This window comes from Micromonospora aurantiaca ATCC 27029, assembly GCF_000145235.1.
GTDB lineage: Bacteria > Actinomycetota > Actinomycetes > Mycobacteriales > Micromonosporaceae > Micromonospora > Micromonospora aurantiaca.
On record NC_014391.1, the window covers coordinates 363,449 to 389,436 of the forward strand.

Annotated in this window: 27 protein-coding genes, 1 pseudogene and 1 riboswitch; of the genes and pseudogenes, 20 read left to right on the plus strand and 8 right to left on the minus strand. The window is 72.4% G+C overall.

Translation table 11 applies throughout. The features are described 5' to 3' along the window. The first annotated feature begins 6 nt into the window (after nucleotides 1-6). Entirely contained in the window at nucleotides 7-291 is a 285-nt protein-coding gene (locus tag MICAU_RS01825; RefSeq protein WP_013283568.1) for a DUF4229 domain-containing protein, read from the plus strand. Nucleotides 292-375: 84 nt separating this feature from the next. Here the strand turns inward: MICAU_RS01825 and MICAU_RS01830 are convergent, their stop codons facing one another. Then, nucleotides 376-1,716 (minus strand): C39 family peptidase, encoded by a 1,341-nt coding sequence (locus MICAU_RS01830; RefSeq protein ID WP_013283569.1) that lies wholly within the window; start codon nucleotides 1,714-1,716, stop codon nucleotides 376-378. Between the two features lie 205 nt (nucleotides 1,717-1,921). On the opposite strand from MICAU_RS01830, the pseudogene MICAU_RS01835 reads away from it, so the two are divergent. The 4 genes and pseudogenes from MICAU_RS01835 to MICAU_RS01850 form a co-directional block, all read left to right on the plus strand. Continuing rightward, nucleotides 1,922-3,241: pseudogene (locus MICAU_RS01835) on the plus strand (M14 family metallopeptidase); the annotation flags it as partial. A gap of 120 nt (nucleotides 3,242-3,361) precedes the next feature. Continuing rightward, nucleotides 3,362-3,455: riboswitch (cobalamin riboswitch) on the plus strand. Between the two features lie 107 nt (nucleotides 3,456-3,562). Next, the gene (locus MICAU_RS01840) at nucleotides 3,563-4,495 is read left to right on the plus strand and encodes an ABC transporter substrate-binding protein (RefSeq protein WP_013283571.1); all 933 of its coding nucleotides are present in this window, start codon (nucleotides 3,563-3,565) and stop codon (nucleotides 4,493-4,495) included. Between the two features lie 77 nt (nucleotides 4,496-4,572). Next, a complete protein-coding gene (locus MICAU_RS01845; protein WP_369752213.1) occupies nucleotides 4,573-5,667 on the plus strand; it encodes a FecCD family ABC transporter permease in 1,095 nt (364 codons plus the stop codon). Further along, a complete protein-coding gene (locus tag MICAU_RS01850; RefSeq protein ID WP_013283573.1) occupies nucleotides 5,664-6,443 on the plus strand; it encodes an ABC transporter ATP-binding protein in 780 nt (259 codons plus the stop codon). Before MICAU_RS01845 ends, MICAU_RS01850 begins: the two co-directional genes overlap by 4 nt. A gap of 394 nt (nucleotides 6,444-6,837) precedes the next feature. On the opposite strand, the gene MICAU_RS01855 is transcribed toward MICAU_RS01850, so the two are convergent. The 3 genes from MICAU_RS01855 to MICAU_RS01865 form a co-directional block, all read right to left on the minus strand. Continuing rightward, nucleotides 6,838-7,596, minus strand: a complete 759-nt coding sequence (locus tag MICAU_RS01855) for a VOC family protein (protein ID WP_013283574.1) — start codon at nucleotides 7,594-7,596, stop codon at nucleotides 6,838-6,840. 93 nt (nucleotides 7,597-7,689) lie between these two features. Next, nucleotides 7,690-8,427, minus strand: coding sequence for an ABC transporter permease (locus tag MICAU_RS01860; RefSeq protein WP_013283575.1), 738 nt, complete (start codon nucleotides 8,425-8,427; stop codon nucleotides 7,690-7,692). A 9-nt stretch (nucleotides 8,428-8,436) separates the two neighbouring features. After that, a complete protein-coding gene (locus MICAU_RS01865; protein ID WP_013283576.1) occupies nucleotides 8,437-9,324 on the minus strand; it encodes an ABC transporter ATP-binding protein in 888 nt (295 codons plus the stop codon). Between the two features lie 149 nt (nucleotides 9,325-9,473). Here MICAU_RS01865 and MICAU_RS01870 point away from each other — a divergent pair, with 149 nt between their 5' ends. Genes MICAU_RS01870 through MICAU_RS01885 form a run of 4 tightly spaced genes read left to right on the plus strand, consistent with a single transcriptional unit; the run spans nucleotide 9,474 to nucleotide 11,697 of the window. Continuing rightward, complete coding sequence (locus MICAU_RS01870) at nucleotides 9,474-9,794, plus strand: type VII secretion target (RefSeq protein WP_013283577.1); 321 nt, start codon at nucleotides 9,474-9,476, stop codon at nucleotides 9,792-9,794. A gap of 9 nt (nucleotides 9,795-9,803) precedes the next feature. Beyond that, nucleotides 9,804-10,730, plus strand: a complete 927-nt coding sequence (locus tag MICAU_RS01875) for a WXG100 family type VII secretion target (RefSeq protein WP_013283578.1) — start codon at nucleotides 9,804-9,806, stop codon at nucleotides 10,728-10,730. Between the two features lie 9 nt (nucleotides 10,731-10,739). After that, on the plus strand, nucleotides 10,740-11,093 hold the full coding sequence (locus MICAU_RS01880) for a YbaB/EbfC family nucleoid-associated protein (RefSeq protein WP_013283579.1): 354 nt from the start codon (nucleotides 10,740-10,742) through the stop codon (nucleotides 11,091-11,093). A gap of 4 nt (nucleotides 11,094-11,097) precedes the next feature. Beyond that, the gene (locus tag MICAU_RS01885; RefSeq protein ID WP_013283580.1) at nucleotides 11,098-11,697 is read left to right on the plus strand and encodes a hypothetical protein; all 600 of its coding nucleotides are present in this window, start codon (nucleotides 11,098-11,100) and stop codon (nucleotides 11,695-11,697) included. A gap of 103 nt (nucleotides 11,698-11,800) precedes the next feature. On the opposite strand, the gene MICAU_RS01890 is transcribed toward MICAU_RS01885, so the two are convergent. Next, complete coding sequence (locus tag MICAU_RS01890) at nucleotides 11,801-13,846, minus strand: HelD family protein (protein WP_013283581.1); 2,046 nt, start codon at nucleotides 13,844-13,846, stop codon at nucleotides 11,801-11,803. A 212-nt stretch (nucleotides 13,847-14,058) separates the two neighbouring features. On the opposite strand from MICAU_RS01890, the gene MICAU_RS01895 reads away from it, so the two are divergent. The 3 genes from MICAU_RS01895 to MICAU_RS01905 all read left to right on the plus strand — a co-directional run bounded on the left by MICAU_RS01895 (nucleotide 14,059) and on the right by MICAU_RS01905 (nucleotide 16,926). Further along, a complete protein-coding gene (locus MICAU_RS01895) occupies nucleotides 14,059-14,640 on the plus strand; it encodes an ArsR/SmtB family transcription factor (RefSeq protein WP_013283582.1) in 582 nt (193 codons plus the stop codon). Between the two features lie 41 nt (nucleotides 14,641-14,681). Beyond that, on the plus strand, nucleotides 14,682-15,938 hold the full coding sequence (locus tag MICAU_RS01900) for an MFS transporter (protein ID WP_013283583.1): 1,257 nt from the start codon (nucleotides 14,682-14,684) through the stop codon (nucleotides 15,936-15,938). Between the two features lie 136 nt (nucleotides 15,939-16,074). Continuing rightward, nucleotides 16,075-16,926 carry a menaquinone biosynthetic enzyme MqnA/MqnD family protein gene (locus tag MICAU_RS01905; protein ID WP_013283584.1) on the plus strand — a complete coding sequence of 284 codons (852 nt, stop codon included), beginning with the start codon at nucleotides 16,075-16,077 and terminating at the stop codon, nucleotides 16,924-16,926. Nucleotides 16,927-16,993: 67 nt separating this feature from the next. Here the strand turns inward: MICAU_RS01905 and MICAU_RS01910 are convergent, their stop codons facing one another. After that, nucleotides 16,994-17,929, minus strand: a complete 936-nt coding sequence (locus tag MICAU_RS01910; protein ID WP_013283585.1) for a serine hydrolase — start codon at nucleotides 17,927-17,929, stop codon at nucleotides 16,994-16,996. Further along, on the minus strand, nucleotides 17,929-18,909 hold the full coding sequence (locus tag MICAU_RS01915) for a serine hydrolase (protein ID WP_013283586.1): 981 nt from the start codon (nucleotides 18,907-18,909) through the stop codon (nucleotides 17,929-17,931). Before MICAU_RS01915 ends, MICAU_RS01910 begins: the two co-directional genes overlap by 1 nt. Before the next feature lie 359 nt (nucleotides 18,910-19,268). Here MICAU_RS01915 and paaA point away from each other — a divergent pair, with 359 nt between their 5' ends. Genes paaA through paaE form a run of 5 tightly spaced genes read left to right on the plus strand, consistent with a single transcriptional unit; the run spans nucleotide 19,269 to nucleotide 22,977 of the window. Next, the gene (paaA, locus tag MICAU_RS01920) at nucleotides 19,269-20,333 is read left to right on the plus strand and encodes a 1,2-phenylacetyl-CoA epoxidase subunit PaaA (protein WP_013283587.1); all 1,065 of its coding nucleotides are present in this window, start codon (nucleotides 19,269-19,271) and stop codon (nucleotides 20,331-20,333) included. Beyond that, nucleotides 20,330-20,617 carry a 1,2-phenylacetyl-CoA epoxidase subunit PaaB gene (gene paaB, locus MICAU_RS01925; protein ID WP_013283588.1) on the plus strand — a complete coding sequence of 96 codons (288 nt, stop codon included), beginning with the start codon at nucleotides 20,330-20,332 and terminating at the stop codon, nucleotides 20,615-20,617. Before paaA ends, paaB begins: the two co-directional genes overlap by 4 nt. Then, a complete protein-coding gene (gene paaC, locus MICAU_RS01930; RefSeq protein ID WP_013283589.1) occupies nucleotides 20,614-21,336 on the plus strand; it encodes a 1,2-phenylacetyl-CoA epoxidase subunit PaaC in 723 nt (240 codons plus the stop codon). Before paaB ends, paaC begins: the two co-directional genes overlap by 4 nt. Before the next feature lie 55 nt (nucleotides 21,337-21,391). Continuing rightward, complete coding sequence (paaD, locus tag MICAU_RS01935; protein ID WP_013283590.1) at nucleotides 21,392-21,868, plus strand: 1,2-phenylacetyl-CoA epoxidase subunit PaaD; 477 nt, start codon at nucleotides 21,392-21,394, stop codon at nucleotides 21,866-21,868. After that, nucleotides 21,865-22,977 (plus strand): 1,2-phenylacetyl-CoA epoxidase subunit PaaE, encoded by a 1,113-nt coding sequence (gene paaE, locus MICAU_RS01940; RefSeq protein ID WP_013283591.1) that lies wholly within the window; start codon nucleotides 21,865-21,867, stop codon nucleotides 22,975-22,977. Before paaD ends, paaE begins: the two co-directional genes overlap by 4 nt. A 12-nt stretch (nucleotides 22,978-22,989) precedes the next feature. Here paaE and MICAU_RS01945 read toward each other — a convergent pair whose 3' ends face one another. Continuing rightward, entirely contained in the window at nucleotides 22,990-23,640 is a 651-nt protein-coding gene (locus tag MICAU_RS01945) for a DUF3592 domain-containing protein (protein ID WP_244879712.1), read from the minus strand. A gap of 104 nt (nucleotides 23,641-23,744) precedes the next feature. Here MICAU_RS01945 and MICAU_RS01950 point away from each other — a divergent pair, with 104 nt between their 5' ends. The 3 genes from MICAU_RS01950 to mqnC all read left to right on the plus strand — a co-directional run bounded on the left by MICAU_RS01950 (nucleotide 23,745) and on the right by mqnC (nucleotide 25,694). Beyond that, nucleotides 23,745-24,023, plus strand: coding sequence for a type II toxin-antitoxin system Phd/YefM family antitoxin (locus MICAU_RS01950; protein ID WP_013283593.1), 279 nt, complete (start codon nucleotides 23,745-23,747; stop codon nucleotides 24,021-24,023). Continuing rightward, the gene (locus MICAU_RS01955; RefSeq protein ID WP_013283594.1) at nucleotides 24,020-24,430 is read left to right on the plus strand and encodes a type II toxin-antitoxin system VapC family toxin; all 411 of its coding nucleotides are present in this window, start codon (nucleotides 24,020-24,022) and stop codon (nucleotides 24,428-24,430) included. Before MICAU_RS01950 ends, MICAU_RS01955 begins: the two co-directional genes overlap by 4 nt. Before the next feature lie 73 nt (nucleotides 24,431-24,503). After that, the gene (mqnC, locus tag MICAU_RS01960; protein ID WP_013283595.1) at nucleotides 24,504-25,694 is read left to right on the plus strand and encodes a cyclic dehypoxanthinyl futalosine synthase; all 1,191 of its coding nucleotides are present in this window, start codon (nucleotides 24,504-24,506) and stop codon (nucleotides 25,692-25,694) included. Nucleotides 25,695-25,988: the final 294 nt, after the last annotated feature.

A 25,988-nucleotide genomic window follows, 5' to 3' on the forward strand; every position in this document is an offset into this window, starting at 1 on the left:
GCGGGAATGAGCGCGGCGGTCAAGTACACGCTGGGCCGGGTCGGGCTGTTCGTCGCCGTGCTGGCAGCCCTCTGGTTCGTCGAGATGAACATGTTCCTGCGGCTGATGGTGGCGCTGATCTCCTCCGCCGCGCTGTCGTTCTTCCTGCTGCGCAACTGGCGGGACGAGATGGCCGGCGAGATGGCGGAGGCGTCGGAGCGGCGGCGCGCGGAGAAGGACCGGCTGCGCTCGGCGCTCGCCGGTGACGACGAGCCGGGCGCCGAGCCGGACGCCGAGCGCCGCGACGGCTGAGCGGACGGACGAAGGGCCCGGCGCCGCACACGGCACCGGGCCCTTCACCGGTCAGCCGAACCGTTCACCGGCCGGCCGGGCCGTTCACCAGTTGGTCGAGCCCGGGACGACCGGCCACGGCCGGTCGGCCGGCTTGATCAGGTACGCGATGCCGCCGGAGCCGGAGGCCACTGTGCCGTTGGCCCGGTAGCGCTTGGTGCGCAGCCAGATCTGCTCGAACTGCTCCCGCTTGTAGACGTTGCGGACCGCGTCGTTCGACGAGGACGCCGGGTCGTTGACGATCACGTCGCCGTCGGCGGTGAAGCCGACGATCACGAACAGGTGCCCGGAGGTGCCGTAGTTGGCCCCGTCCAGCTCGCTGGCGAGGAACGACTGCGAGGTCACCACCGGGATGCCCGCCTTGATGAACCGTTCCGCCTCGTCGAGCGAGTGCAGCCGGGTGACCCGCGCCTCCAGGCCGGGGAAGCTCGACGCGTACGCGGTGTTGAACGGCCAGTTGCCGGCGCCCTCGTACTCGTAGTCGTAGGTCATCCGGGCGGCGTGGTCGACAGTCGGGTCGGGGTAGGAGGGGTCGACCCACGAGGTGTCCTCGGCCGAGGGCTTGCGGCCCCAGTACTCGACCACCATCTCCGTCGAGGTGGGCGAGCACCACGCCTCGCCGCCGCCGTCGTACTCGGGGTACTCGCCGATGTGGATGTTCTGCGAGTAACGCGGCACGGCCAGCTCGGTGCCCCAGGCGATGCCGCCCCGGCTCGGGGTGACGGTGAACCGGTCCGGGACGTTCGACGCCATCGCGCCGACCATCTGGACCTGCGGCGCGGCGGCCTGGCCGGGCGCGCGGTAGAGCGTCAGCCGCAACTGGTACGAGCGCAGCAGCACCCCCGCGTCGGCGTCGTCGACCGAGAACGTGTCGGTCCAGATGCTCGACCACGGGTCGCCCTGGCCGTCCAGCGTGGAGCGCTTGATGTCCTGGTCGCCGGAGGCCCAGCGGCCCATGACGTACCACGGGGTCTGTGCCCCGGTGTTGTACGTGCCGTGCAGCTCGACCTGGATCCAGGTGCCGGCCGGGGTGGCGGCGTTCCACGACGCGACCATCTCGGTGGCGTCGAAGCCGATCCGCCGCTCGGGCGAGGTCCAGGTGGCGTACTCCCAGGTGCGGGTCGTGCCGGTGTGCTCGTCGGTGAACTCGGTGGTGCCCGCCGGGCGGCCGATGGTCAGCGCCGGGTGGCGGCCCGGTACGGCGCGGGTGCCCTGGTGGGAGCCGCTACGCCAGTCGGGGAAGCGGGAGAACTCCTGAAAGGTGATCTGTTCGTCGTGCGTGACGCCCGGTCGCGGGGCTTGTGCCTGGACCGGTGCGCTGGTGGCGAGGAGGGTGAGCGCGGTGAGGCCGGCGAGGGCGGCCGCGCGCATGGGTCGTCCGAACATGGCAGCTCCACAGGGAGACGGCATCGTTGCCGTTCACTGTCGCGCTTGGCGGGAAGTTTCGCCAGATGTTCAGGCGTAGAAAATCATTGCCGAAGTGACGATCAGGTCGGGATGACCCAAGGCAAAGACAGATATTGATATGACCATGTGTCTCCTGGTGGAGTGTGCGGACAACGGGATCTCCCGTACCCCCAGGAGGTTGTCCATGGCCTTCCGCTCCTCTCCGCTCCGCCGCCGGCTGGCGCTCGCCGCCGTCATCGGCCTGACCATCGTCGCCGCGGCCGCCGCGCCCGCCGTCGCCCGGCCCGCACCGGAAGGCTCCGGTGAGCCGGCCACCGTCGCCTACCGGGTGCTCGGCCCGCGTACGGCGGCCGACCGCACCGCGGTCGCCTCCACCGGTGCCGCGATCGACTACTCCGAGCACGGCGTGCTGCACGTCACGGCGACCAAGGCCGAGGCCAACGCGATCACCCGGCTCGGATTCCGGCTCGAGAAGGACGTCGTGCCGGAGCACGACCACGCCGACGGGGGCATGACCGCCAACGCGTTCCCGCCCGCCGACTCGAACTACCACGACTACGCCGAGCTGACAGCGGTGGTGAACAAGGTGGTCGCCGACCACCCGACGATCGCCCGCAAGCTGAGCATCGGCACGTCGTACCAGGGCCGGGACCTGATGGCGGTGAAGATCTCCGACAACGTCGCCACCGACGAGGCCGAGCCGGAGATCCTGTTCAACGCCCAGCAGCACGCCCGTGAGCACCTGACCGTCGAGATGGCGATCTACCTGCTCAACCTCTTCACCGACAACTACGGCAGCGACTCCCGGATCAGCAGCATCGTCAACTCCCGGGAGATCTGGATCGTCCCCACAGTCAACCCGGACGGCAGCGAGTACGACATCGCCACCGGCTCCTACCGCTCCTGGCGCAAGAACCGGCAGCCCAACAGCGGTTCGACAGCCATCGGCACCGACCTGAACCGCAACTGGGCCTACCAGTGGGGCTGCTGCGGCGGCTCGTCCGGCACCAAGTCGTCGGACACCTACCGGGGCCCGTCCGCCTTCTCCGCCCCGGAGACCGCGGCGCTGCGCAACTTCGTCAACAGCCGGGTCGTCGGCGGGGTGCAGCAGATCAAGGCGAACATCGACTTCCACACCTACTCGCAGCTGGTGCTCTGGCCGTACGGGTACACGTACAGCAACACCGCCACCGGGATGAACACCGACCAGTACAACACCTTCGCCACCATCGGGCGGCAGATGGCGGCGACGAACAACTACACCCCGGAACAGTCGAGCGACCTCTACATCGCCGACGGCACCAGCATCGACTGGATGTGGGGCGCCCACAAGATCTGGGCGTACACCTTCGAGATGTACCCCGGCTCGGCCTCCGGCGGCGGCTTCTACCCGCCGGACGAGGTGATCCCGGCGCAGACCTCACGCAACCGGGAGGCCGTGCTGATCCTGTCCGAGTACGCCGACTGCCCGTACCGGGCGATCGGCAAGCAGAGCCAGTACTGCTGACCTCACCACCGGGCGGGAACCCCGGTTCCACCCCCGCCGGGGTTCCCGCCCACCCCGCCCGTCCGGACGATCTCCGCTGGTCGTGCGCTACCGTGGCACCGACCGTGCCACAGCGAAGCCGGTGCGAAACCGGCGCTGTCCCGCAACTGTGATGCCCCGTACGCGCGGCGCCGGCCTTCCGCCGGCGCCGACGGACGTGGGACGAGCCAGGTCGCCTGAGGCCCGGTCGCGACACGCGCTCTCGAGGAAGGGCGCCTCGCGGACGGGCCTTTCCCCCTGTCGGCGAAGCACCACACTCCTCGACCGACAGGAGGCCCCATGTCCAGACGTACCCCCCGGCTCTTCGCCACCGCCCTCGCGGCCGGCGTGCTGCTCCTCGGCGGCTGCGCCGAGAAGACCTCGACCGACACCCCCGCCGCCGGCGGCTCCGGCGGCGCGTTCCCGGCCACAGTCGGCAAGCTGACGCTGGAGAAGCGGCCCGAGAAGATCGTCTCGCTCTCGCCGACCTCCACCGAGATGCTGTTCGCCATCGGCGCCGGCAAGCAGGTCACCGCCGTCGACGACCAGTCGAACTACCCGGCCGAGGCGCCCCGCACCGACCTGTCCGGCTACCAGCCGAACGCCGAGGCGGTCGCCTCCCGCAACCCCGACCTCGTGGTGATCTCGGACAACCTCAACAAGATCGCCGACCAGCTCGTCGCGCTGAAGATCCCGGTCCTGCAGATCCCCGCCGCGGCCACGCTCGACGACACGTACCGGCAGCTCACCGACCTGGGCACGCTCACCGGCCACCGGTCCGAGGCGGACGCCGTGGTGCAGAAGATGAAGGACGACATCACCGCGCTGACCAAGGACCTGCCGAAGCGTACGGATAAGCCGACCTACTACCACGAGCTGGGCCCGGAGCTGTACAGCGCGACCAGCAAGACCTTCATCGGCACCATCTACGCGCTCGCCGGCCTGGAGAACATCGCCGACGCGTCCGACGCCGACGGGAAGAACGGCGGCTACCCGCAGCTCTCCCAGGAGGTCATCGTCAAGGCGAACCCCGACTTCGTCTTCCTCTCCGACACCAAGTGCTGCAAGCAGAGCGCCGACACGGTGAAGGCGCGCAGCGGTTGGTCCGGCATCACCGCCGTGAAGAACAACCAGATCGTGGAGCTGGACGACGACATCGCCTCGCGCTGGGGCCCGCGCGTGGTCGAACTGCTCAAGGTGATCGTCGACGCCACCGCCAAGGTCCCGGCCTGACCGTGGCCCTACGACAGGCGGAATCCGCCCCGAACCCGGCCGGGACGCCCGACGCGCCCCGGCCGGGTGCCCGGCTGCTGTCCCGGCCGGGGCGGCGTGGGGCGCGCGGCGCGGCCGGTGCCCCGATCCGGCCCGCCGGGCTGCGCAAGCGCTGGCTGTTCGCCGGTGTCGTGGCGGTGCTCGTCGCGCTGGTCGCGGGCGTCTCGCTCGGCCCGGTCAGCCTGCCGCCCGGCAGCGTCGCGGCCGAACTGCTCAACCTGCTGCCCGGGGTGCACCTGGACAGCGGGCTCACCGAGCGGGAAGTCGCGATCATCACCGAGCTGCGGCTGCCCCGGGTCGTGCTCGGCCTGCTCGTCGGCGCGCTCCTCGCCCTGGCCGGCGGCTGCTACCAGGGCGTCTTCCGCAACCCGCTGGCCGACCCGTACCTGCTCGGCGTGGCGGCCGGAGCCGGATTCGCGGTCACCGCGGCGATCGTGCTCGGCGCCGGTGCGGGCGGGGCGCTGACCGGGCTGCCGATCACCATTCCGCTGGCCGCGTTCGTCGGGTCGCTCGGCGCGGTCGTGCTGACGTACCTGCTCGGCGCCGCCGGTGGCCGGGACCGGTCCCCGGCCACGCTGATCCTGGCCGGGGTGGCGGTGTCGGCGTTCTTCGCCGCCGGGCAGACGTACCTGCTGCAACAGCACTCCGACAACATCCAGCAGGTCTACTCCTGGCTGCTCGGGCGGCTGGCCACCGCCGGCTGGCACGACGTGTGGCTGGTCCTGCCGTACTTCGTGCTCACCTCCGTGGTGGTGCTGCTGCACCGGCGTGAACTGGACGTGCTCTCCGTCGGCGACGACGAGGCCGCCGGTCTCGGCCTGCACCCGCAGCGCTCCCGCTACCTGCTGATCGCCGCCGCGTCGCTCGGCACCGCCGCCGCCGTGTCCGCGTCCGGGCTGATCGGCTTCGTCGGCATCATCGTGCCGCACACCATGCGGCTGCTCGCCGGTTCCAGCCACCGGGTGATCCTGCCGCTGTCGATGCTGTTCGGCGGCGCGTTCCTCGCCCTGACCGACGTGGTCGCCCGGACCGCCGCCGCGCCCGCCGAGATCCCGATCGGCGTGGTCACCGCGCTGCTCGGCGGCCCGTTCTTCGTACTGGTCCTGCGGACCGCCCGCCGGGTGGCGATGTGAACGCCCCCGCGGTGCGCGTCCACGACCTGCGCGTCGCCCTCGGCGGCACGCCGGTCCTGGCCGGCGTCGACCTCACAGTCACGGCGGGCGAGTGGGTCACAGTGATCGGACCCAACGGCGCCGGCAAATCGACGCTGTTGCGCGCCGTCGGCGGCCTGCTCACCGGCCCGGGCGAGGTGGCCCTCTTCGGTACGCCGATCGGCGCGCTGCGTCGCCGCGACCGCGCCCGGATCGTGGCCACGGTGGCGCAGTCCCCGGTCGTGCCGATCGGCATGTCGGTGTTCGACTACGCGCTGCTCGGGCGCACCCCGTACATCCCGCCGCTGGGCCGCGAGTCCGCCGCCGACCTGGCCGCCGTGCACGAGGTGCTGGACCGGCTCGACCTGGGCCCGTTCGCCCACCGCGAGCTGGCCACCCTCTCCGGCGGCGAGCGGCAGCGCGTCTTCCTGGCCCGGGCGCTGGCCCAGGGCGCCACCCTGCTGCTGCTCGACGAGCCGACCAGCGCGCTGGACATCGGGCACCAGCAGGAGGTGCTGGAACTCGTCGACCAGCTCCGCCGCGCACACGGGCTCACAGTGCTCGCCACCATGCACGACCTCTCCATCGCCGGCGAGTACGCCGACCGCCTGGTGCTGCTCGCCGACGGCCGGGTGGCTGCCGCCGGGCCGCCCGAGGAGGTGCTCACCGAGGAGTTGCTGGCCCGCCACTACCGTGCCCACATCCGCGTCATCCCCGGCGACCACGGCCCCTTGGTGGTCCCCGTCCGCCCCACCTGACCCCCACCCCACCCTCCCACGCCGTTGATCTTGCACTACAGGCCCCGGCAAAAGGTGCATATATCGCGTCGGGAGGACCGTAACTGCAAGATCGACGGGCCGGGTGACGGCCCTGCTGCTGAACTGTCCACGCCAGTGTTCGCCGTCTCGAATCCCGGATCAGCGTCCCGGCTGCCGGGATGACGGACTGAATCTTGGTGCGAACGAGCCCTCCTGGGGGCCGTTCCGTACCAAGATCTCGGCCGTCCCCGCCTCTCTCCGGCGATCTTGCAGTTCAAGCCCCGGCAAAAGGTGTGTATGCCGCATCGCGAGGGCTGTAACTGCAAGATCGACAGCGATGCCGGGAGGGCGGAGGCTCGGGCGGGACGGAGGGCGACGCGGGCGCGGGGCGGGGTCAGCGCAGGGTGGAGACGGAGAAGAGGGCGCCGTCGGGGTCGCGCAGGGCGGCGCTGCGTCCGGCCGGGTTGTCGCGCGGCGGGACGAGGATGGTGCCGCCCAGCTCGGCGGCCCGGGCGGCGGTGGCGTCGGCGTCCTCCACCGCGAAGTACACCGCCCAGTACGCGGGCAGGTCCGTCGGCATCGGCTCGGCCCGGGGCAGCATCCCGGCGACGATCCGGGCGCCGCAGCGCCACCCGGTGTACGCGACCGGTCCGGCCGGGCGCTCCTCCGGATGCCAGCCGAAGACCAGCGCGTAGAACTCCTTCGCACCCTCCGGGTCGGGCGTGACCAGCTCGTTCCAGCACATCGCGCCCGGCGCGTTGTACAGCTCGGCCCCGCGCATCGCCATCGGCTGCCACACGCTGAACACCGCGCCGGCCGGGTCGGCGAGCACCGCCATCCGGCCCTGCTGCGCGACGTCGAACGGGGATACGACCACCTGCCCGCCGGCCGCCTCCACCCGGGTCGCGACCAGATCGGCGTCGTCGGTCGCCACGTACGTGGACCAGACCGGCACCTGGTCCGGCGTACCGGGTGGCCCGGCCCCGGCGACCGCCTTGCCGTCCTTGCGGAAGACGGTGTAGCCGCCTGCTTCCGGTTCGGGGGAGATCTCTCCGGTCCAGCCGAACAGTTCGGGGTAGAACCGTCGTGCGTCGTCCAGACCGGGCGTGGCCAGGTCCGTCCAGCAGGGCGTGCCGGGCTCGACGCCGTTCACGGTGACCCCTCTCGCCGGGGGCGGCCCGCTCGCCCGCCCTGTCGGCATCGTGGCACCGCCGGGTCGGCCACCGGGCCGGAACCGGACAAAAGGTCAGCTGAAGCGGCGTCCCTCGTCCCGCCGGTACGCCCAGCCGGCGAGCGCGGCGAGCACCAGCACCCAGACCACGAGCATCACCAGCGCCCGGGTGTCCGGCCGGAAGTCGGTGACCGCCGCCCAGATCAGTTCCACGGCGCCCCGGGTCGGCAGGTAGGGCGCGATCGCCTTGATGAAGCCGGGCGCGTCGTCCGGCCCGGAGAGCAGGCCACCGCCGAACGCGAGCGGGAAGAAGATCACCTGCGCCACCACGATCGCGGCCTTGCTCGGCAGCGAGTAGCCGATCGCCAGGCCGAGCAGCGTGAACGGCACCGAGACCACGGCGACCGCGCCCAGGCCGAGCAGGAACTGCACCGCGCTGACCCGGGCGTCGGTGGCGACCGCCGCGATCACCACCACCGGGATCATCGAGACGTAGGTCAGGACCACCCCGGCCAGGATCCGCCCGGCCAGCCGCGGCGCCGGTCCGGTCGGCAGGGTCCGGGTGTACGGGTTCCAGGGCTGGTCGCGGTCCTCGGAGACGCCTACGCCGTACTGGAAGATGTTGGCGGTCATCACCGCGAAGGTCACCATGGCGGCGGTGGCGTAGGTGGCGCCGACCGGATCGTCGCCGGCGAACGGCACCACGAAGAAGAGCATCGAGGCGGCGGGGAAGAACGCGCTGCCCACCACCGCCACCGGCACCCGGATGATCTCCAACAGGTGGTAGCGGGCGTGGATCAGGGCGAGCGGCACGGCGGTCTCCTAGGCAGGGGTGGGCGCGGGCCGGTCGTCGGCCGTGATGGCGAGGAACGCCTCCTCCAGCGAGGTGGGCCGGACCTCCAGATCGTGGAACGGCACCCCGGAGGTGACCAGGTCGCGGACGAGCTGGTCGGCGTCGGTGGTGAGCAGGTGCACCCGCCCGTCGGCGCGTTCGGTGGTGACCACGCCCGGCAGCGCCGGCAGGTCGTCGGCGACCAGGCTGACCCGGCGTACGCCGACGATCCCGCGGATCGCCGCCACCGAGTCGTCGGCGAGCACCCGCCCGTGGCCGATCACCACCACCCGCTGCGCGAGTGCCTCCACCTCCTCCAGGTAGTGGCTGCTCAGCAGCACGGTGCCACCGTCGGCGTGGAAGCCGCGGATCGCGTCCCAGAGCGCGTGCCGTGCCTCCACGTCGAGGCCGGTGGTCGGCTCGTCGAGCACCACCAGCCGGGGACGGCCGACGAACGCCAGCGCCACGGCGAGCCGGCGACGCTGCCCGCCGGAGAGGCCGCCGGTCTGCCGGCGGACCTGGTCGGCGAGGCCGAACCGGTCGAGCAGCTCGCCTCGCGGCACCGGGTCGGGGAAGTGCGCGGAGACGAAGTCGACCACCTCGCCGACCCGCAGCGTGCCGGGCAGGCCGGTCTCCTGCGGGGTGACCCCGAGCTGCCGCCGGCTCGCCGGGTCGCGCGGGTCGCCGCCGCACAGCTCGACCCGGCCGGCGGTGGGGCGGCGCAGCCCGACCAGCAGGTTGATCAGCGTGCTCTTGCCGGCGCCGTTCGGCCCGAGCAGGCCGACCAGCTCGCCGGCCCGGACGGTCAGGTCGACCCGGTCCAGCGCCAGCACGTCGCCGTAGCGGCGGCTGACCTGTTCGGCCTGGGCCAGGATCATCGGCGATCTCCTCGGGCGGAAGGGCTGTGCCTCCCCTGTCTACCGTGCGCCCGCCAGCCGCGCTGTCCCCTGACCGGGTGCTCGCATCCCCTAGTCTGGTGGCGCCGTCGACGACGGTGGAAGTTCCGACCGGACACTGGGGAGGGTCCGTGACCAGTCCGAGCAGGAATCTCGACGTCCAGCCGGAGGCGCTGAGGTCGTTCGCCGCCGCCTCCCGGGACCGGGCCGGCCGGTTCCGCGAGCTGGAGCGGGCCTTCCGCGACGGCCACGTGGCCCGGCACTCCTTCGGCGTCATGCCCGCGTCGTTCAGCCTCGCCGCCGCGTACGAGCAGCAGTTCGAGGCGTGCCTGGAAGGGCTGGCGGACGGCGCCGAGGTGATGGCCGACATCGCCGAAGGGCTCGACGACACCGCAGAGGCCTACACCGGCACGGATGTGGCGAACACCGACATGTTCAAGCCGGGCGTCTGAGGGGGCGGGATGAGCACCGAGGCGCTGCAGCGCAACAAGACCTACTTCGAGCAGATCGTGTCGGGCACGCCCGACCCGTTCAAGCCGCTGTCGAACGCGGTGCTGTGGCCGTTCGAGCAGCTCCTGGAACTGGTCGCCGGTGAGCCGGACGATCTGATGCGGGCGGCCCAGCTCGCGCTGACCACCGGGGAGGCGGTCCGGCGGATCGCCGGGGACCAGGTCGCCGACCGGGCCCGGCTGCGCGGCGCCTGGGACGGCGACGCGGCGGACAAGTTCCACGCCTCGATGGAGTCGGTCGAGGAGGCGATCGAGGAGCTGGCGAAAGGGCTGGACGGCACCAAGGAGGTGCTGGTCGACGCGGCGAACGCCGCTGTGGACGCCTTCAACCTGCTGGTCGAGCTGATTCTGGAGTTCCTGCTCTGGTTCCTGACCGAGGTCATCATCGCCGCCGTGGCGGCCGTGCTGAGCGCCGGTGTGACACTGGCGGCCACTGTGGTGCGCGTGCTGGCCCGGCTGGCCACCACCGTCGGCCGCATGGTCAAGATCGTGGCCCGGTTCGCGGAGATCCTCACCAAGCTGGTCACCAAGCTGGAGAAGGTCGCCGAGCTTCTCATGCGCTACCGCCGGGTGGTGCTGGAGCTGCGGCAGGCCAAGAAGGCGTACCGGGCGTGGAACAAGTCCGGCTACACCAGGGAGGCGTTCGCGTTCAAGATCAAACGCGCTGCGATCCTCTTCCCCGGCAAGTTCGCCATCAACCAGGCGTCCCCGGTGAACATCCCGGGCATCGGTGGTGCCCTGCTCGACACCGGGATGGGCCTGCACGACGTCTCCGACGGGCGCAAGGACCGCAACTACCTGGTGGACGGCACGTACCGCGAGGATCTCGGCCCGTACACCAACGGCGTGCAGAACGTGTTCGACTCGATCGTGAACTGAGAGGCAGCAATGACGTTCCCGGCCCTGGACCGGATCGAGGCGCTGGCCCGCAACCTGGACGGGTGGCAGCGCGAACTCGGCGCGCGGATGGCCGAGCTGGAGCAGAGCAGCGCCGAGGGGGTGAGCGACTCCGGCCTGGTCACTGTCGTGGCCGCGGCCGACGGCAAGATCCTCTCCACCGACATCAACGCGCGGGCCATGCGCTTCGACTCGTACACGCTCGCCGAGGAGATCACCTCGGCGGCGAACCGGGCGCAGGAGGCCGCCGCCGCCCGCGTACGCGAGATCGTCGGCGAGGTGATGGGCAACGCGCCGGGTGCGGAGCGCCCCGCCGACGACGGCTACGGCCACGACCGATACTGAGCCGATGGACGAGACCAGATACCGCGACCGGATCGGCCTGCTCGTCGAGCCGGGCGAGCGTGTCCTGGCCCACGCCAAGGCCGACGTCGGCCAGGGGCTCGCTCCGGCGCCGCCGCCCGAGCCGGAGTCCACTGCCGAGCCGAGCCGGCGGACGATCGGCTCGGTGCTGCTCAACGTGCTGCTGCCACTGGCCACCTGGGACCGCGGCGACCGCCTGGTCGACGCGATCGGCTGGGGGATCGCCGGACGCGGCGCCCCCGGCACCGCCGCCTCCCGCCTACATCGCGCGCTCCGCCCGCCCCGGCCCGACCTCCAGGTCCGGGAGACGCTGCTCGCGGTCACCGAGCGGCGGTTGCTGGTCTGCCGCACCGGCGGGGTCAAACTGCTCGCCGGGCGCGAGGCCGAGGAACGCGCGCTGGCCGAGACCGCCGTGGCGTGGTCGGCCGCGCGCGGCGAGATCGCCTCCGCACGGGTGGGCTGGCACCGGCTCAATCCGAAGCGGCTGCGGATCGACTTCACCGACGGCTCCTGGTTGTCGTTCACCGTGCCGATCGCCGAGTCCGGCCGTCCGCTGCGCGAGGTCGCCGCCGCGCTGTCCGCCTGACCGGACCCGCCCCGCCGGGCCCGCGGCGGGCCGTCGAGGACCGCGGTCGGCCGTCCACGTCCGCGCGGTCGGCCGTCCACGTCCGCGCGGCCGGGCCTCCTCGTCAGGCGGTCAGCGGCGCGGGCAGCGGCTCGCGGTGCAGCACGGCCAGGCGGGAGACCGCCCGGGTCAGCACCACGTAGAGGCGGTGCAGCCCACGCGGCTCGGCGGCCACGATCGCAGCCGGCTCGACGACCACCACGTGGTCGTACTCCAGGCCCTTCACCAGCGTCGCCGGGACCACAGTGACGCGCGCCGCGGCCTCGACGTCGTCGGCCGTAGCGGTCTCGACGCCCGCGTCGGCGAGCGCCGCGCGGAGCCGGTCGACCGCGTCGTCCGCCGCGATCACACCGACCGAGCCGTCGTGCGCGAGCGCCGCCCGCACCTCGGCCACCGTCGCGGCCGTCAGGTCCTCGGCGGTACGCACATCGAGCGCGCCGTCGTTGCGCAGCGACCGGGCCGGGGGTACGTCGACGGCGAGCGCCGGCAGCAGCCGGTTCGCGAACGCCACCACGGCGGCGGGTACCCGGAAGCCCACGCTCAGCGGCACCACTGCCGCGTCCGGCTTGCCCAGGTGGGCCAGGGAGTCCCGCCAGTCGGTGGCCGCCCACGGCGCGGTGCCCTGGGCCAGGTCGCCGAGCAGCGTGATCGAGCCGTGCTCGCTGCGCCGGGCGATGGCCCGGCACTGCATCGGGGAGAGGTCCTGCGCCTCGTCGACCACCACGTGCCCGAAGCCGGCGGGCCGTTCCAGCAGCCCGGCCACCTCGTCGATGAGTACCGCGTCGGCGGCGGTCCACCGGGTCGCCTTCGCGGTGCGGCTGATCTTGCCGGAGCGGAACAGCTCCTGCTCCTCGGGCGTGAGCAGGCCGTCCGCGGCGGCGGCGAGCGCGTCGGCGTCGGTACGCAGCCGGTGCACCAGCCCGTCCGGGGTGAGCGCCGGCCAGACCGCGTCGAGCAGGTCGGTGACCGGCTTGATCCGGCTCATCCGGCGCAGCCAGGCGTCGCTCGGTGACTCCGCCCGGCGCGCCTCCGCCTGGCGTTGCAGCAGCCCCACCACCCGCGCCCGGACCCGCTCCCGGCCGGTGGCGTAGGGCAGCCCTTCCCCGCGGGTCTCGGTGACCAGCCGGTGCAGCGGGTCCAGCCCGATCCGCCACCGGTACGAGCCGTCCGACACCATGATCGGCTCGGTCGGCGTACCGATGTGGGCCTCGACGGCCCGGCGCAGCACCTCGGCCATCCGGACGTCGTGCTTGAGCGCGGCGGCGGCCGGGTCGTCGACCGCGCGGACCGGCACCCGCGCGACCAGGTCCTCCACTGTGGCCTGCTCGACCTCGACCTCACCGAGCGCGGGCAGCACCGCCGCGATGTACGACAGGAACGCCCGGTTCGGCCCGACGATCAGCACGCCCGAGCGGCGCAGCCGTTCCCGGTGCAGATAGAGCAGGTACGCGGCGCGGTGCAGCCCGACCGCCGTCTTCCCGGTGCCGGGCGCGCCCTGCACGCAGATCGAGTCGGTCAGATCGGCCCGGACCAGCTCGTCCTGCTCCGGCTGGATGGTGGCGACGATGTCGCGCATCGGGCCGACGCGGGGGCGCTCGATCTCGGCGGTGAGGATGCGGCTGGCGGTGCCGAGTTCCTCGCCCCGGTCCAGGTGCTCGTCCTCGAAGCTGGTCAGCGTCCCGGCGCTGAACCCGAACCGGCGGCGTACGGCGACACCCTGCGGGTCGCGCGCGCTCGCCCGGTAGAAGGACCGGGAGACCGGGGCCCGCCAGTCCAGCACCAGCGGTTCGCCCAGCTCGTCGGTGACGTGCCGCCGCCCGACGTGGTACTCCCGCCCGGCGTGGTCCGGGTCGTCGCCGCCGAAGTCCAGGCGGCCGAAGAACAGCGGGGTGGTCGGGTCGTCGGCCAGCTCCTTGACCCGCCGGGCCATGTGCCGGCCGAGCTGCTCGGCTGTGTACGAGTCTCCGGCCACCTTGTCGCCGGTGGAGAAGAGCGCCTCGGCGCGTTCCCGCATCCGGGTCAGCGCGGCGCGGGAGGCGTCGAGGTGGGCACGCTCGGCGGCCAGTTCGGCGTCGAGGCTCGGTGTGGCGTCAAGGTCGGTTGCGGGCACGATGAACTCCGATGGCTCAACTGAGGCTCGCTCGCGTGTCCGGGGCGGTTGGCCTGCTCCCGGCGCGGGGACGTCCGCTGCGGTGCATGCTCACCGCGGCCGTCGGGCGGTCCTCCACGCTACGGGAGCACCGACAGGTCGCGCCAACGATTTTCGGGTGTCGACCGCGGGGTGTGTGTCGGCCGGTCCGGCGTGGCGGCAATCATTGAGGCATGACCGAGGCGCTTCCCGGCCGGAGCCGGGTGACGATCAGTGATCCGCAGGTGATGCGGGCACTCGCTCACCCGGCCCGCATGGCGATCATGGAACATCTCGGCACGCTGGAGGGCGGTGCGACGGCCACCGAGTGCGCCGAGATCGCCGGCCTCTCGCCGAGCGCCACCAGCTATCACCTGCGCGAGCTGGCGAAGTTCGGGCTGGTCCAGCAGGCGCCCGGGCGGGGTGACGCCCGGGAGCGGCTCTGGCAGGCGGTGAATCCGTCGTACCACGTCGAGGTGGGGCCGGACGCCGACCCGGAGGCGCGTGCCGCCGAGGCGGCCCTGGTCGAGGCGCACATGGTCCGCGACGCCCAGCGGGTCCGGGACTGGTTGCGCCGCGCGCCGGACGAGTCGCCGGAGTGGTACGCGGCGACCTGGTTCAGCGACAGCATGCTGCTCATGACCGCCGAGGAGCTGACCGAGCTGAACCAGGCGATCCAGGCGCTGATGGAGCCGTACCGGCGGCGGACCCGGACCGATCCGCCGGCCGGGGCCCGGCCGGTGGCGACGCAGTACCGGGCGATGCCCGTCGACTGAGGGGGTTGCGCGCGTCAGTTGTGAAGGATTACTTTCGAAGTATGTCCTTCACAACTGACGAGTCGCGCTGGCCGGACGTCTGGCTCGCGGCCACCGCGCGCGGCATCTCCAGTTGCGGGGACTTCCTCGCCGCCGCCACGCTCACGCTCGCCCTCCAGTCCGCCGGCGCCGGCGGGCTCGCCGTCTCCGGGCTGCTGCTCGCCGCGACGTTGCCGCTCGTGGTGCTCGCGCCGCTGACCGGCCGGCTCGCCGACCGGGTGGACAGCCGGGTGCTGCTCGTCGCCGCCGGTCTCGCGCAGGCCGCGGTCTGCCTGGCCCTCGCGTACGCGCGGGATCCGGTGCTGGTGATCGCACTCGTGGCGCTGCTCGCGACTGGGCTCGCGGTCACCCAGCCGGCGATCGCCGCGCTGGTGCCGGTGATGGTCCGGCCCGAGGACCTGCCCCGGGCGGGCGCGCTCAACCAGACCGCCGGGACGCTCGGCGCGCTCGCCGGTCCGGCGCTGGCCGGGCTGCTCGTCGGGCAGTTCGGCACCCGGGTGCCGCTGCTCGTCGACGCGTTCAGCTACCTCGCGCTGGTGGCGGCCGGGCTGCTCATCCGTACCCGCAGGGGAGGGCGCCGGACGCCGGACGCGGTCGCCGCGGCGGTCGCGCCCGCGTGGCGGCTGCGCCGCGACCCGCTGCTGACGGTGATGGTCGGCAGCGTGGCCGCGGTGATCGGCGCGGTCGGCGCGGTGAACGTGATCGAGGTCTTCTTCATCCGGGAGACGCTCGGCAGCAGCACCACCGTGTACGGCCTGGTCACCGGCTCCTGGACGCTCGGCATCGTGCTCGGCGCGTGGCTGTTCGCCCGGGTCGCCCGCCGGCTCGCCGACGACGGCGCGCTGCTCGGGGCCGGGCTGGTGCTGCTCGGCGGCTGCTGCCTGGCGGTGCTCGTCTCGGCCGCGGTGCCCTCGGCCTGGCTGCTCGTGCCCATCTGGCTGGCGGGCGGCGTGGCAAACGGCGGCAACAACGTCTTCGACCAGTTGCTGCTGGCCCGGCGGGTGCCCGAGGCGTCCCGGGGCCGGGCGTTCGCGGTCTTCGGAGCGGCGGCGCAGGGCGCGGCGATGGGCGGCTACCTGGTCGGGGGCCTGCTGCTGGAGGTGGCCGGCCCGCGCGTCCTGATCGCCGGCTGCGGCGTGGCCGGCCTGCTGGTCGTGGTGGCGCTGCTCGGGCCGGTCCGCCGCGCGGTACGCGCCGAGCGCGCCGCCGCCCGTTCGGCCACGCCTGCCGCCGTCTCCGTAGCGGCGAAGTCCGTCTGACCGCTGGTGTTAAGAAGGGGCCCTTCCTCTACCGGAGGCGTTAACAAGGGGCCCTTCCTTCCCGCCGGGTGCGGAGTTCACCACTCGATCGGATCCCCCGGCGGCGCGGCGGAAGCCACGGCGATACGGTCGGGTCATGGCCGACCGCATCGCCCGCCCCCGGGTGGGGCACATCCAGTTCCTCAACTGCCTGCCCATCTACTGGGGGCTGATGCGGTCCGGCGCGCTGATCGACGTCGACCTGCACAAGGACTCGCCGGACCGGCTGAGCGCCGACCTGGTCGCCGGTGACCTGGACATCGGCCCGATCACGCTGGTGGAGTTCCTCAAGCACGCCGACGACCTGCTGCTCCTGCCCGACCTGGCGGTCGGCAGCGACGGGCCGGTGCTCTCGGTGAACGTGGTGTCCACCCGCCCGCTGGGCGAGCTGGACGGCGCCCGGGTGGCGCTCGGCTCCACCTCGCGTACCGGGGTGCTGCTGGCCCAGCTGCTGCTCGCCGAGCGGCACGGCGTGCGCCCGGAGTACTTCCGCTGCCCGCCGGACCTGACCCAGATGCTGCTGGAGGCCGACGCCGGAGTGCTCATCGGCGACGTGGCGCTGCGCGCGCTCTACGAGGCGCCGGCCAAGGGCCTCGAGGTGACCGACCTGGGGCAGGCGTGGCACGACTGGACCGGCCTGCCGATGGTGTTCGCCGTCTGGGCGGTACGCCGCGAGTTCGCCGCCGCCCACCCGGGCCTGGTCAAGGAGGTGCACGAGGCGTTCCTGCGCTCGCGCGACCTGTGCCTGGCCGAGCTGGACCAGGTGGCGGAGGCGGCGGCCCGCTGGGAGACGTTCGACGCGGCCACGCTCGCCACGTACTTCCGGGCGCTCGACTTCTCGCTGGGCGAGCGGCAGGTGGCCGGGCTGCGCGAGTTCGCCCGCCGGGCGGCCGCGCACGGGGAGGTGCCGGCGCTGCCGGCCGGCGGCCCGGAGTTCTTCCAGGGCTGACCGCGAGGGCTGGCCGCGCGGGCCGCGCGAGGGCTGGCCGCGCGGAGTCAGGCCGGGCGTGCCTGGGTCAGGTCGCGGGGCGCAGCAGCGCCTTGGTGATCCGTTCGCAGGCGTCCATGCCGTACTCCCAGCCGCCTTCGACGCCGAACGGGGTGCGCAGCATCACGCCCATCGTCCAGGTGTCGCCGATGGCCAGGCAGTTGACGTGGTACTCCTCTTCCTTGTCCCGGTCGATCCACCCGTTCTTGATGGCGATCTTCTTCTGCTGGGCCGCCGGGAACGCCTTGCGGATGCCGAAGTCGCCGGGAGCGCGTACCTGGCGCATCTCGTTGAGCAGCCACTTGGTCCACTTCGGCCCGGCCGCCCGGCCGTCGTCGATGCAGAGACCGAGGCGCGCGGTGTCCCGAGGGGACAGCTCGGTGCGGCTCCAGCCGCCGTCGGAGGCGACCTCGCTGTCGGTCAGCCTGCAGATCGAGATCAGCCGCTCGATCGAGTCCGAGCCGCCGACGTTCTCGTAGAACTCCTGCGCCCGGGTGTTGTCGCTGTCCCGGATGATCTTCGTGGCGTCGGCCAGCTTCGCGTCGCTCGGCGTCCGGCCTTCCGCGGCGCTCAGGCGCAGGTAGTCGGCCACCACCCAGGACTTGATCAGGGACGCGGTGGTGCTCGTCTCGCCCATGTTCGCCGAGCCGATGATCTTCCCGGTGCGCTTGTCCAGCACGGACCAGGCGTACCAGCCCTTGATCTTGAGGCTGTCCAGGTTCTTCGCCTGGAACGGCAGCGGGGCGATCGACGGTGAGGGGGCGACACGCGGCGCGTTGCGGTCGACGGACTGCTGCGTGGACCGTTCGCTCGTCGGCTCGGGATGCGAGTTCGCGGTGGCCTCCAGCGGGGAGCCGGGGATCACACGCAGGGAGAGGCCGAGCAGGCCGACGAGGGCCGCAGCCAGGGCGCTGAACGCGAGCGGGCGCCGGTAGCTGCCGGGCCGACGCCGGGCACCGGCCATCAGAGCTTCCCGACCGGCTGTTGCGGCACCTTGAGCGCGGCGCCGGGCTGCGGCGCCACGAGCTGGGTGGCGACGGCGGCGCACATCTTCGCACCGTACGGCAGACCGGAGCTGCCCGGGTACCGCATCATCACGGAGAGACTCCACTTGTCGGTGAACGCCAGGCAGCTGACGTGCCAGTTGCCGTCGTAGGCGAGCTGCGTCCAGCCGTTCTTCATGTGCACCGGGCCCTGCGACTTGATCGTCGCCGGCAGGCCGTCGATGATGCCCCACCGGCCGCCGCCGGACCGCGCGGCCTGCTTGCTGACGCTGCCGGCCACCTTGGTCATCTCGCTGAGCAGCCACTTCGTCCACTTGGGGCCGGCGGCGCGGCCGTCGGCGATGCAGTCGCCGAGGCGGGCCGCGTCCCGGGGGGACATCTCGGTGAAGCTCCACCAGCCCTTGTAGTCGGGCACGCTGCCGGGCCTGGTGTCGGTCAGGCCGCAGATCTGGATCGCCCGCGCGATGACCGGGTCGGGCCGGCCGCCCGGCTGGGGCTTGTAGGAACCGCCCGCCGCCCGGTACACCGCGTTCGCGCCGTCGTCGTCGCTGTCCCGGATCGCCAGGATCGCCGCCTTCTTGAGCCCGGCGCTCGGCTGCTTGTCGCCGAGCTGGCGAAGGTAGTCCGCGATGATCCAGGCCTTGAGCATCGACTCGGTGGAGCTGGTCTGGTTCATGTTCTTCGCGCCGGTGACAGTGCCGGTCTCGCGGTCCATCAGGGCCCAGGAGAAGAACTCACCCTTGAAGTTCACCGACACCGGGGCGTCGGCGAGCGTCGGGGGCGCCGGCGCGGTCGGTGCCGGCGCCGGGACCTGCTCGCCGCCGCCGAGGCCGCCCGCGCCGTCTCCGCCGGAGAGCTTCGCGTACGCGGCCGGCACCAGCATGACGCCGCCGATGAGGACCGCCACGATGGCGAGCACCAAGGTCACGCGAGGTCGCATGAGTGGTGAGCTCCAGATGTCTGGCCGGGGGGACCGGCGCTTCCGCATGGGTTCGGCCCGGTCGCCACTAGGCCGGGGGACGGTGGCCTGAACGGTGACGATCATGAAGCCGAACGGTTTGCCGGTCGGAAGTCTACTTCCGGACAGCGCGGATGCCAGGTCTCGACACCCGTGACTTTGCCGGGTGGGCGGGATATTGAGCTGCTTTGCCGCTCTTGGGGGATTTCTGCGATTCGCAGTGATCGACATCACAGCCACCAGGGCCGATGGCGGCGTGCGCACGTCCGGTGACGCGAGGTGGCCCTCGAAACCTGTTACACCCTCTGGTGTCATTCGTGGCGAGCTGTAACACTGGCTGCATGTATGGCAACGACTTCGCCCCGCCGGAGGACGCTCCGGGCGGCGGCCTGCTCGGCGAGGTGGAGGCGGCGGAGGCGGCGCTGCGCGAGGCGGCGGCGCGCGCCCGGCGCGGTGGCCCGGCCCCGGACGAGGACGTCGAGGCGTACTTCGCCGACGTCATCAACGCGGACCAGAAGATCGAACCCCGCGACTGGATGCCCGAGGCGTACCGCAGGACGCTGATCCGGCAGATCGCCCAGCACGCCCACTCCGAGATCATCGGTATGCAGCCGGAGGGCAACTGGATCAGCCGGGCGCCCTCGCTCAAGCGCAAGGCGATCCTGCTGGCCAAGGTGCAGGACGAGGCCGGTCACGGCCTCTACCTCTACGCGGCCGCCGAGACGCTCGGGATCAGCCGCGACGAGCTGGTGGATCTGCTGCTCGACGGCCGGCAGAAGTACAGCTCGATCTTCAACTACCCGACCCTGACCTGGGCCGACGTGGGTGCGATCGGCTGGCTCGTGGACGGCGCGGCGATCGTCAACCAGGTGCCGCTGTGCCGCTGCTCCTACGGCCCGTACGCCCGGGCGATGATCCGGGTCTGCAAGGAGGAGTCGTTCCACCAGCGGCAGGGCTACGAGATCCTGCACACGCTGGCGCACGGCACCCCGGCGCAGAAGGCGATGGCCCAGGACGCGGTGGACCGCTGGTGGTACCCGTCACTGGCCATGTTCGGCCCGCCGGACGGCGACTCGACGCACAGCGCCCAGTCCATGGCCTGGAAGATCAAGCGTTTCTCCAACGACGAGCTGCGCCAGCGCTTCGTCGACATGTGCGTCGGCCAGGCGGAGGTGCTCGGCCTCACCCTCCCCGACCCGGACCTGCGCTGGAACGACGAGCGGCAGGCGTACGACTACACCCAGCCCGACTACGACGAGCTGATGCGGGTGATCAAGGGCAACGGGCCGTGCAACCGGGAGCGCATGGCGCACCGGCGCAAGGCGCACGCCGACGGCGCGTGGGTACGGGAGGCCGCCGCGGCGTACGCCGCGAAGCGGGCGGAACGAAAGGCGGTAGCGGCATGAACAGCGCGTCCTCTCCCCTGTGGGAGGTCTTCGTGCGGGCCCGCCGTGGCCTGTCGCACACCCACGTCGGCAGCCTGCACGCCCCCGACGCCGAGCTGGCCCTGCGCAACGCCCGGGATCTCTACACCCGCCGCCAGGAGGGCGTCTCCATCTGGGTGGTGCCGGCGAGCGCGATCACCGCGTCCAGCCCGGACGAGAAGGACGCGTTCTTCGACCCGGCCGCCGACAAGGTCTACCGCCACCCGACGTTCTACGAGGTCCCCGAAGGGGCTGCGCACCTATGAGCCTGTTCGACTTCACGCTGGCCGTCGGCGACGACGCGCTCATCGCCGCGCAGCGCCTCGGTGAGTGGACCTCCCGCGCGCCCGAGATGGAGGAGGACATCGCCCTCGCCAACATCGCCCTGGACCAGCTCGGCGCGGCGCGGCTGCTGCTCACGTACGCGGGCGAGCTGGAGGGCGCGGGCCGCGACGAGGACGACCTGGCCTACCTGCGCGACGACCGCGAGTTCCGCAACTGCCTGCTGGTCGAGCTGCCGAACGGCGACTTCGGTGTGACCATGGCGAAGCTGTTCTTCCTGGCCGCGTACCAGTCGCCGCTCTACACGGCGCTGGCCGGCTGCGCTGACGAGCGGCTGGCCGCGGTCGGGGCGAAGGCGCGCAAGGAGTCGGCGTACCACCTGGACCACGCCTCGCTGTGGGTGAAGCGGCTCGGCGACGGCACCGAGGAGTCGCACCGGCGCATGCAGGACGCGGTCGACCAGGTGTGGCCGTACGTCCACGAGCTGTTCGCCCCGGACCCGGCGGCGCCGGTCGACCCGTCCACCCTTCGGGCCGACTTCGACGCCACCGTGTCCGCCGTGCTGGACGAGGCCACGCTGATCCGGCCGGAGACGGGCTGGGCGCCCGGTGGCGGCCGGGACGGCCTGCACACCGAGCACCTCTCCTACCTGCTCGCCGAGATGCAGGTGCTGCACCGCGCCCACCCCGGAGCGAGCTGGTGAGCGCGAGGAGTGCAGCGGAGCGGAGCCCCGCAGTCGCGAACGGAGGGTGGCGCTGGTGACCGACGCCAGGGCGGCCGCGGCGGCGGTGGTGGACCCGGAGATCCGCGTCATCACCATCGACGAGCTGGGCATCCTGCGCGCTGTCGACGAGGAACCGGACACCGGCCGGGTCGTCGTCACCATCACCCCCACCTACACCGGCTGCCCGGCCATGGACGTGATCCGGGAGGACATCCGCCGGGCGCTGGCCGCCGCCGGGCATCCGGACGCCGAGGTCCGCACCGTCTACCACCCGGCGTGGAGCACCGACTGGATCTCCGAGGCCGGCCGGGCCAAGCTCGCCGCCGCCGGCATCGCCCCGCCCGCGCCACGCGGCGACGACACGGTGGTGCCGCTGACCCTCGCCGTACGCTGTCCGCGCTGCGGGTCGCCGGAGACCACCCAGATCAGCCGCTTCGGCTCCACCGCGTGCAAGGCGCTGTGGCGCTGCCGCTCCTGTTCCGAACCCTTCGACCACCTGAAGGCGCTGTGACTGTCACCATCACCCGGCCGGTGCGCCGCCGGCCGGTCTTCCATCCGCTGCCCGTCGCCGCCGTGGACCGGCTCACCGACGACTCGGTGTCGATCACGTTCGCGGTACCGGAGGAGCTGCGCGAGACCTTCGCGTTCTCCGCCGGGCAGCACCTCACCGTCCGCCGCCCGGCCGACGGCGACGGCGAGGAGGTGCGGCGGTCGTACTCGATCTGCTCCACCCCCGACGAGCTGGCCCGGCACGGCCGGTTGCGGGTCGGGGTGCGTGAGGTTCCGGGTGGGGCGTTCTCCGCGTACGCCTGCGGCGCGCTGCGCGGCGGCGACACCGTCGAGGTGCTGCCGCCGCTGGGCCACTTCACCTCCGCGTTCACCCCGGACCGGGCCCGCCGGTACGGCGCGGTGGTCGCCGGTTCCGGCATCACCCCGGTCCTCGGGCTGGCCGCGACCGCGCTGGCGACCGAGCCGCGCAGCACGTTCACGCTCGTGTACGGCAACCGCACGGCGAACTCGGTGATGTTCGCCGAGGAGCTGGCCGACCTGAAGGACCGCTACCCGACCCGGCTGCACCTGGTGCACGTGCTGTCCCGGGAGATGGGCGAGTCGGCGCTGCTGTCCGGGCGGATCGACGCCGACCGGCTGACCCGGCTGCTCGACACCGTCGTACCCGGTGACGAGATCGAGGAGTGGTTCCTCTGCGGCCCGTACGGCATGGTGGTGGACGCCAAGGCGGTGCTCGCGGGTCGCGGCGTGCCGGACGCGGCGGTGCACACCGAGCTGTTCCACGTCGACGCCCCGCCGGAGCCGGTGAGGCGCGAGACCGACCGGCCCGGGACCGGCACCGAGGTGACGATCCTGCTGGACGGACGCTCGTCCAGTTTCACGATGGGCCGGGACGAGCGGGTGCTCGACGCGGCCCTGCGGGTGCGCGGCGAGTTGCCGTACGCCTGCAAGGGCGGGGTGTGCTCGACCTGCCGGGCCAAGGTGACGTCCGGTGAGGTGACGATGGCGCGCAACTACGCGCTGGAGCCCGACGAGGTGGCAGCCGGTTACGTGCTGACCTGCCAGTCCAGCCCGGTCACCGACGAACTCACTGTCGACTACGACGCCTAGCGGCGCCGCCGGTCAGAACACCACGGGCGGTGCCGTGGCGGCGCGGCCACGGGCCCGGCTGACGTGCCCGCGCCACCCGCCGACCAGCGCGAGCAGGGTCCATCCCGCCGCGCCGAGCACGAGCATGCCCCGCTTACCGGCCGGGTCCACGTCCCGCGCGTCGGCCAGCTCCACCTCGCCCCGCGGGTCGACGAGCACTGTCAGTCGCTGGCCGACCCGGTAGCCGGGGGAACTGCCCCGGTAGACCAGCGGCTCGTCGAGCCGGCCGGTGCCGCCCTGGAGGACGAACTCGTGCCGCTTGCCGACGGTCTGCACGTCGGTGATGGTCACCTGCTGGGCGACGCCACGCTCCCGAAGCACCGACTCCGGGGCGAGCTGCACGGTGCCCACCAGCACGAACAGCGCAGGCAGCACCGACAGGAGGGTCAGCCACCAGCCCCGGTGCAGCAGGCGCAGGCCGACCGCGAAGGCGAGGCACCCGACCAGGGCGACGGAGATCGGCACCGCGATCGGCAGTCCCACGGTGAGGTGGGCGACCACCGCGCTGACCACGATCACGGCGAGGCCGAAGCCGACGAGCACGGCGGTCATGGTGAGGGACCAGAGGGCGGAGCGGGCGCCGGCCACGCGTACGGGGGTGGGCGGCGGCGACACGACTGACACGCCGAGAGCGTAGGCGGGCGGCGCCAGCGCTCCGCTTCCCGCAGTGGCGTTTCGAGTCGACCGCCGTCCGTGACGCGTAGAACGTTACGTCCTACACTTGCCTCATGGAGCAGATCGCCGTCCGGGAGCTGAATCAGCACACCAGCCGGGTGCTGGCGCGGGTGCGCGCCGGTGAGACGGTCGAGGTGACCGATCGGGGTGAGCCGATCGCCCGCCTCGTCCCGGTGCTGGCCGGTGACGCGCTTCTCGGCCGGTTGGTGGCCGAGGGCCGGGCCACGGCCCCGACCACGACCGGCCCGGTCCCGATGCCGCCGGTGCTCGGGGATCCCACGGTGGACGCGGCGGCCGCGCTGGTCGAGGCGCGCGACGAGGAGCGCTGGTGATCTACCTCGACTCGGCGGCGGTCATCAAGATGCTGCGGCGGGAGGCGGAGACGGCGGATCTGCTCGGCTGGCTGAACGAGCGCGCCGGCACCGCCTTGGTGTCGTCGGCCCTGGCCGAGGTGGAGGTGCCACGGGCGTTGCGTCGCGCCGCTCCACAGGCGCTGGTGGGTGTGCCCTCGGTGCTGGGACGTCTCTACCGGGTCGAGATCGACGCCACGGTCCGGGCGACAGCGGGCGCGTATCCGGAGCCGATGCTGCGCAGCCTGGACGCCGTTCACCTCGCCACCGCCGAGATCCTGGCCCGGCAGGCGGCGGCCGAGTTCGTCGCGTTCGTCACGTACGACAAGCGGCTGCTGGAGGCGGCCAAGGCGATCGGGCTGCCAGTGGCCAGTCCGGGCATGCCCTGACCGGGTGGGTCTCTCGTCACCGGGTGAGGAGTGGCGTTTCCCGCCGTCGGGCCCGCGACGTACGCTCGGGGATGTGACGGCGAACCGGGAGATCGACGACATCCTGCAACGCGGCGCGGACGGCGGGCGGATCACGCCCGAGGAGGCGCTGCTGCTCTACACCGACGCGCCCTTCCACGCGCTGGGCGAGGCGGCCGACGCGGTACGGCGGCGCCGCTACCCGGACAACATCGTCACGTACCTGATCGACCGCAACATCAACTACACGAACGTCTGCGTGACGGCGTGCAAGTTCTGCGCGTTCTACCGGGCCCCCAAGCACAAGGAGGGGTGGACCCACCCGACCGAGGAGATCCTGCGCCGTTGCGGCGAGGCGGTCGAGCTGGGCGCCACCCAGGTCATGCTCCAGGGCGGGCACCACCCGGACTACGGCGTCGAGTACTACGAGGAGCTGTTCTCCTCGGTCAAGAAGGCGTACCCGCAGCTCGCCATCCACTCGATCGGCCCGAGCGAGATCCTGCACATGGCAAAGGTCTCCGGCGTGAGCCTGGACGAGGCCATCGCCCGGATCAAGACCGCCGGCCTGGACTCGATCGCCGGCGCCGGCGCCGAGATGCTGCCGGACCGGCCGCGTAAGGCGATCGCGCCGCTGAAGGAGTCCGGCGCGCGCTGGCTGGAGGTCATGGAGCTGGCGCACCGGCAGGGCCTGGAGTCGACGGCCACCATGATGATGGGCACCGGCGAGACGAACGCCGAGCGCATCGAGCACCTGCGGATGATCCGCGACGTGCAGGACCGCACCGGTGGTTTCCGGGCCTTCATCCCGTGGACGTACCAGCCGGAGAACAACCACCTGAAGGGCCGCACCCAGGCGACCACGCTGGAATATCTGCGCCTGGTCGCGGTGGCCCGCCTGTTCTTCGAGACGGTGCCGCACCTCCAGGCGTCCTGGCTGACCACCGGCAAGGACGTCGGGCAGCTCGCGTTGCACATGGGCGTGGACGACCTCGGCTCGATCATGCTGGAGGAGAACGTCATCTCCTCGGCCGGCGCCCGGCACCGGTCCAACCTGCACGAGCTGATCGGCATGATTCGGTCGGCCGACCGGATCCCGGCCCAGCGGGACACGCTCTACAACCGGCTCGCGGTGCACCACACGCCCGCCGACGACCCGAGCGACGACCGCGTCGTCTCGCACTTCTCGTCGATCGCCCTGCCCGGCGGCGGTGCCGGGAAGTCGCTGCCGCTGGTCGAGGTCAACTGACCCGGTCCCGCCGTTCCGCCGTTCGGCCGGTCGGTGTCCGTCGTGCGGCCGGAGCTCCGCCCGTTTCCGGTGAAGCTTCGGCCAGGGGTCTTCACCTGCGTGATCACCGGCGGCTAGCCTGCCCGCGCGACACCACCGATCCGGGCCGCGAGCAGGCAGGTAACAGGTCGGCGGCGACCCGGGTGAGCACGGCCCGGTGAGCCGACGACGCCATTACGCTGGCGGCGTCCGTCGGACCGTCGTCCTCCATCGGCCCATGAGGGCCGTTCACATAACGCACCGCGGCAGGGGCGG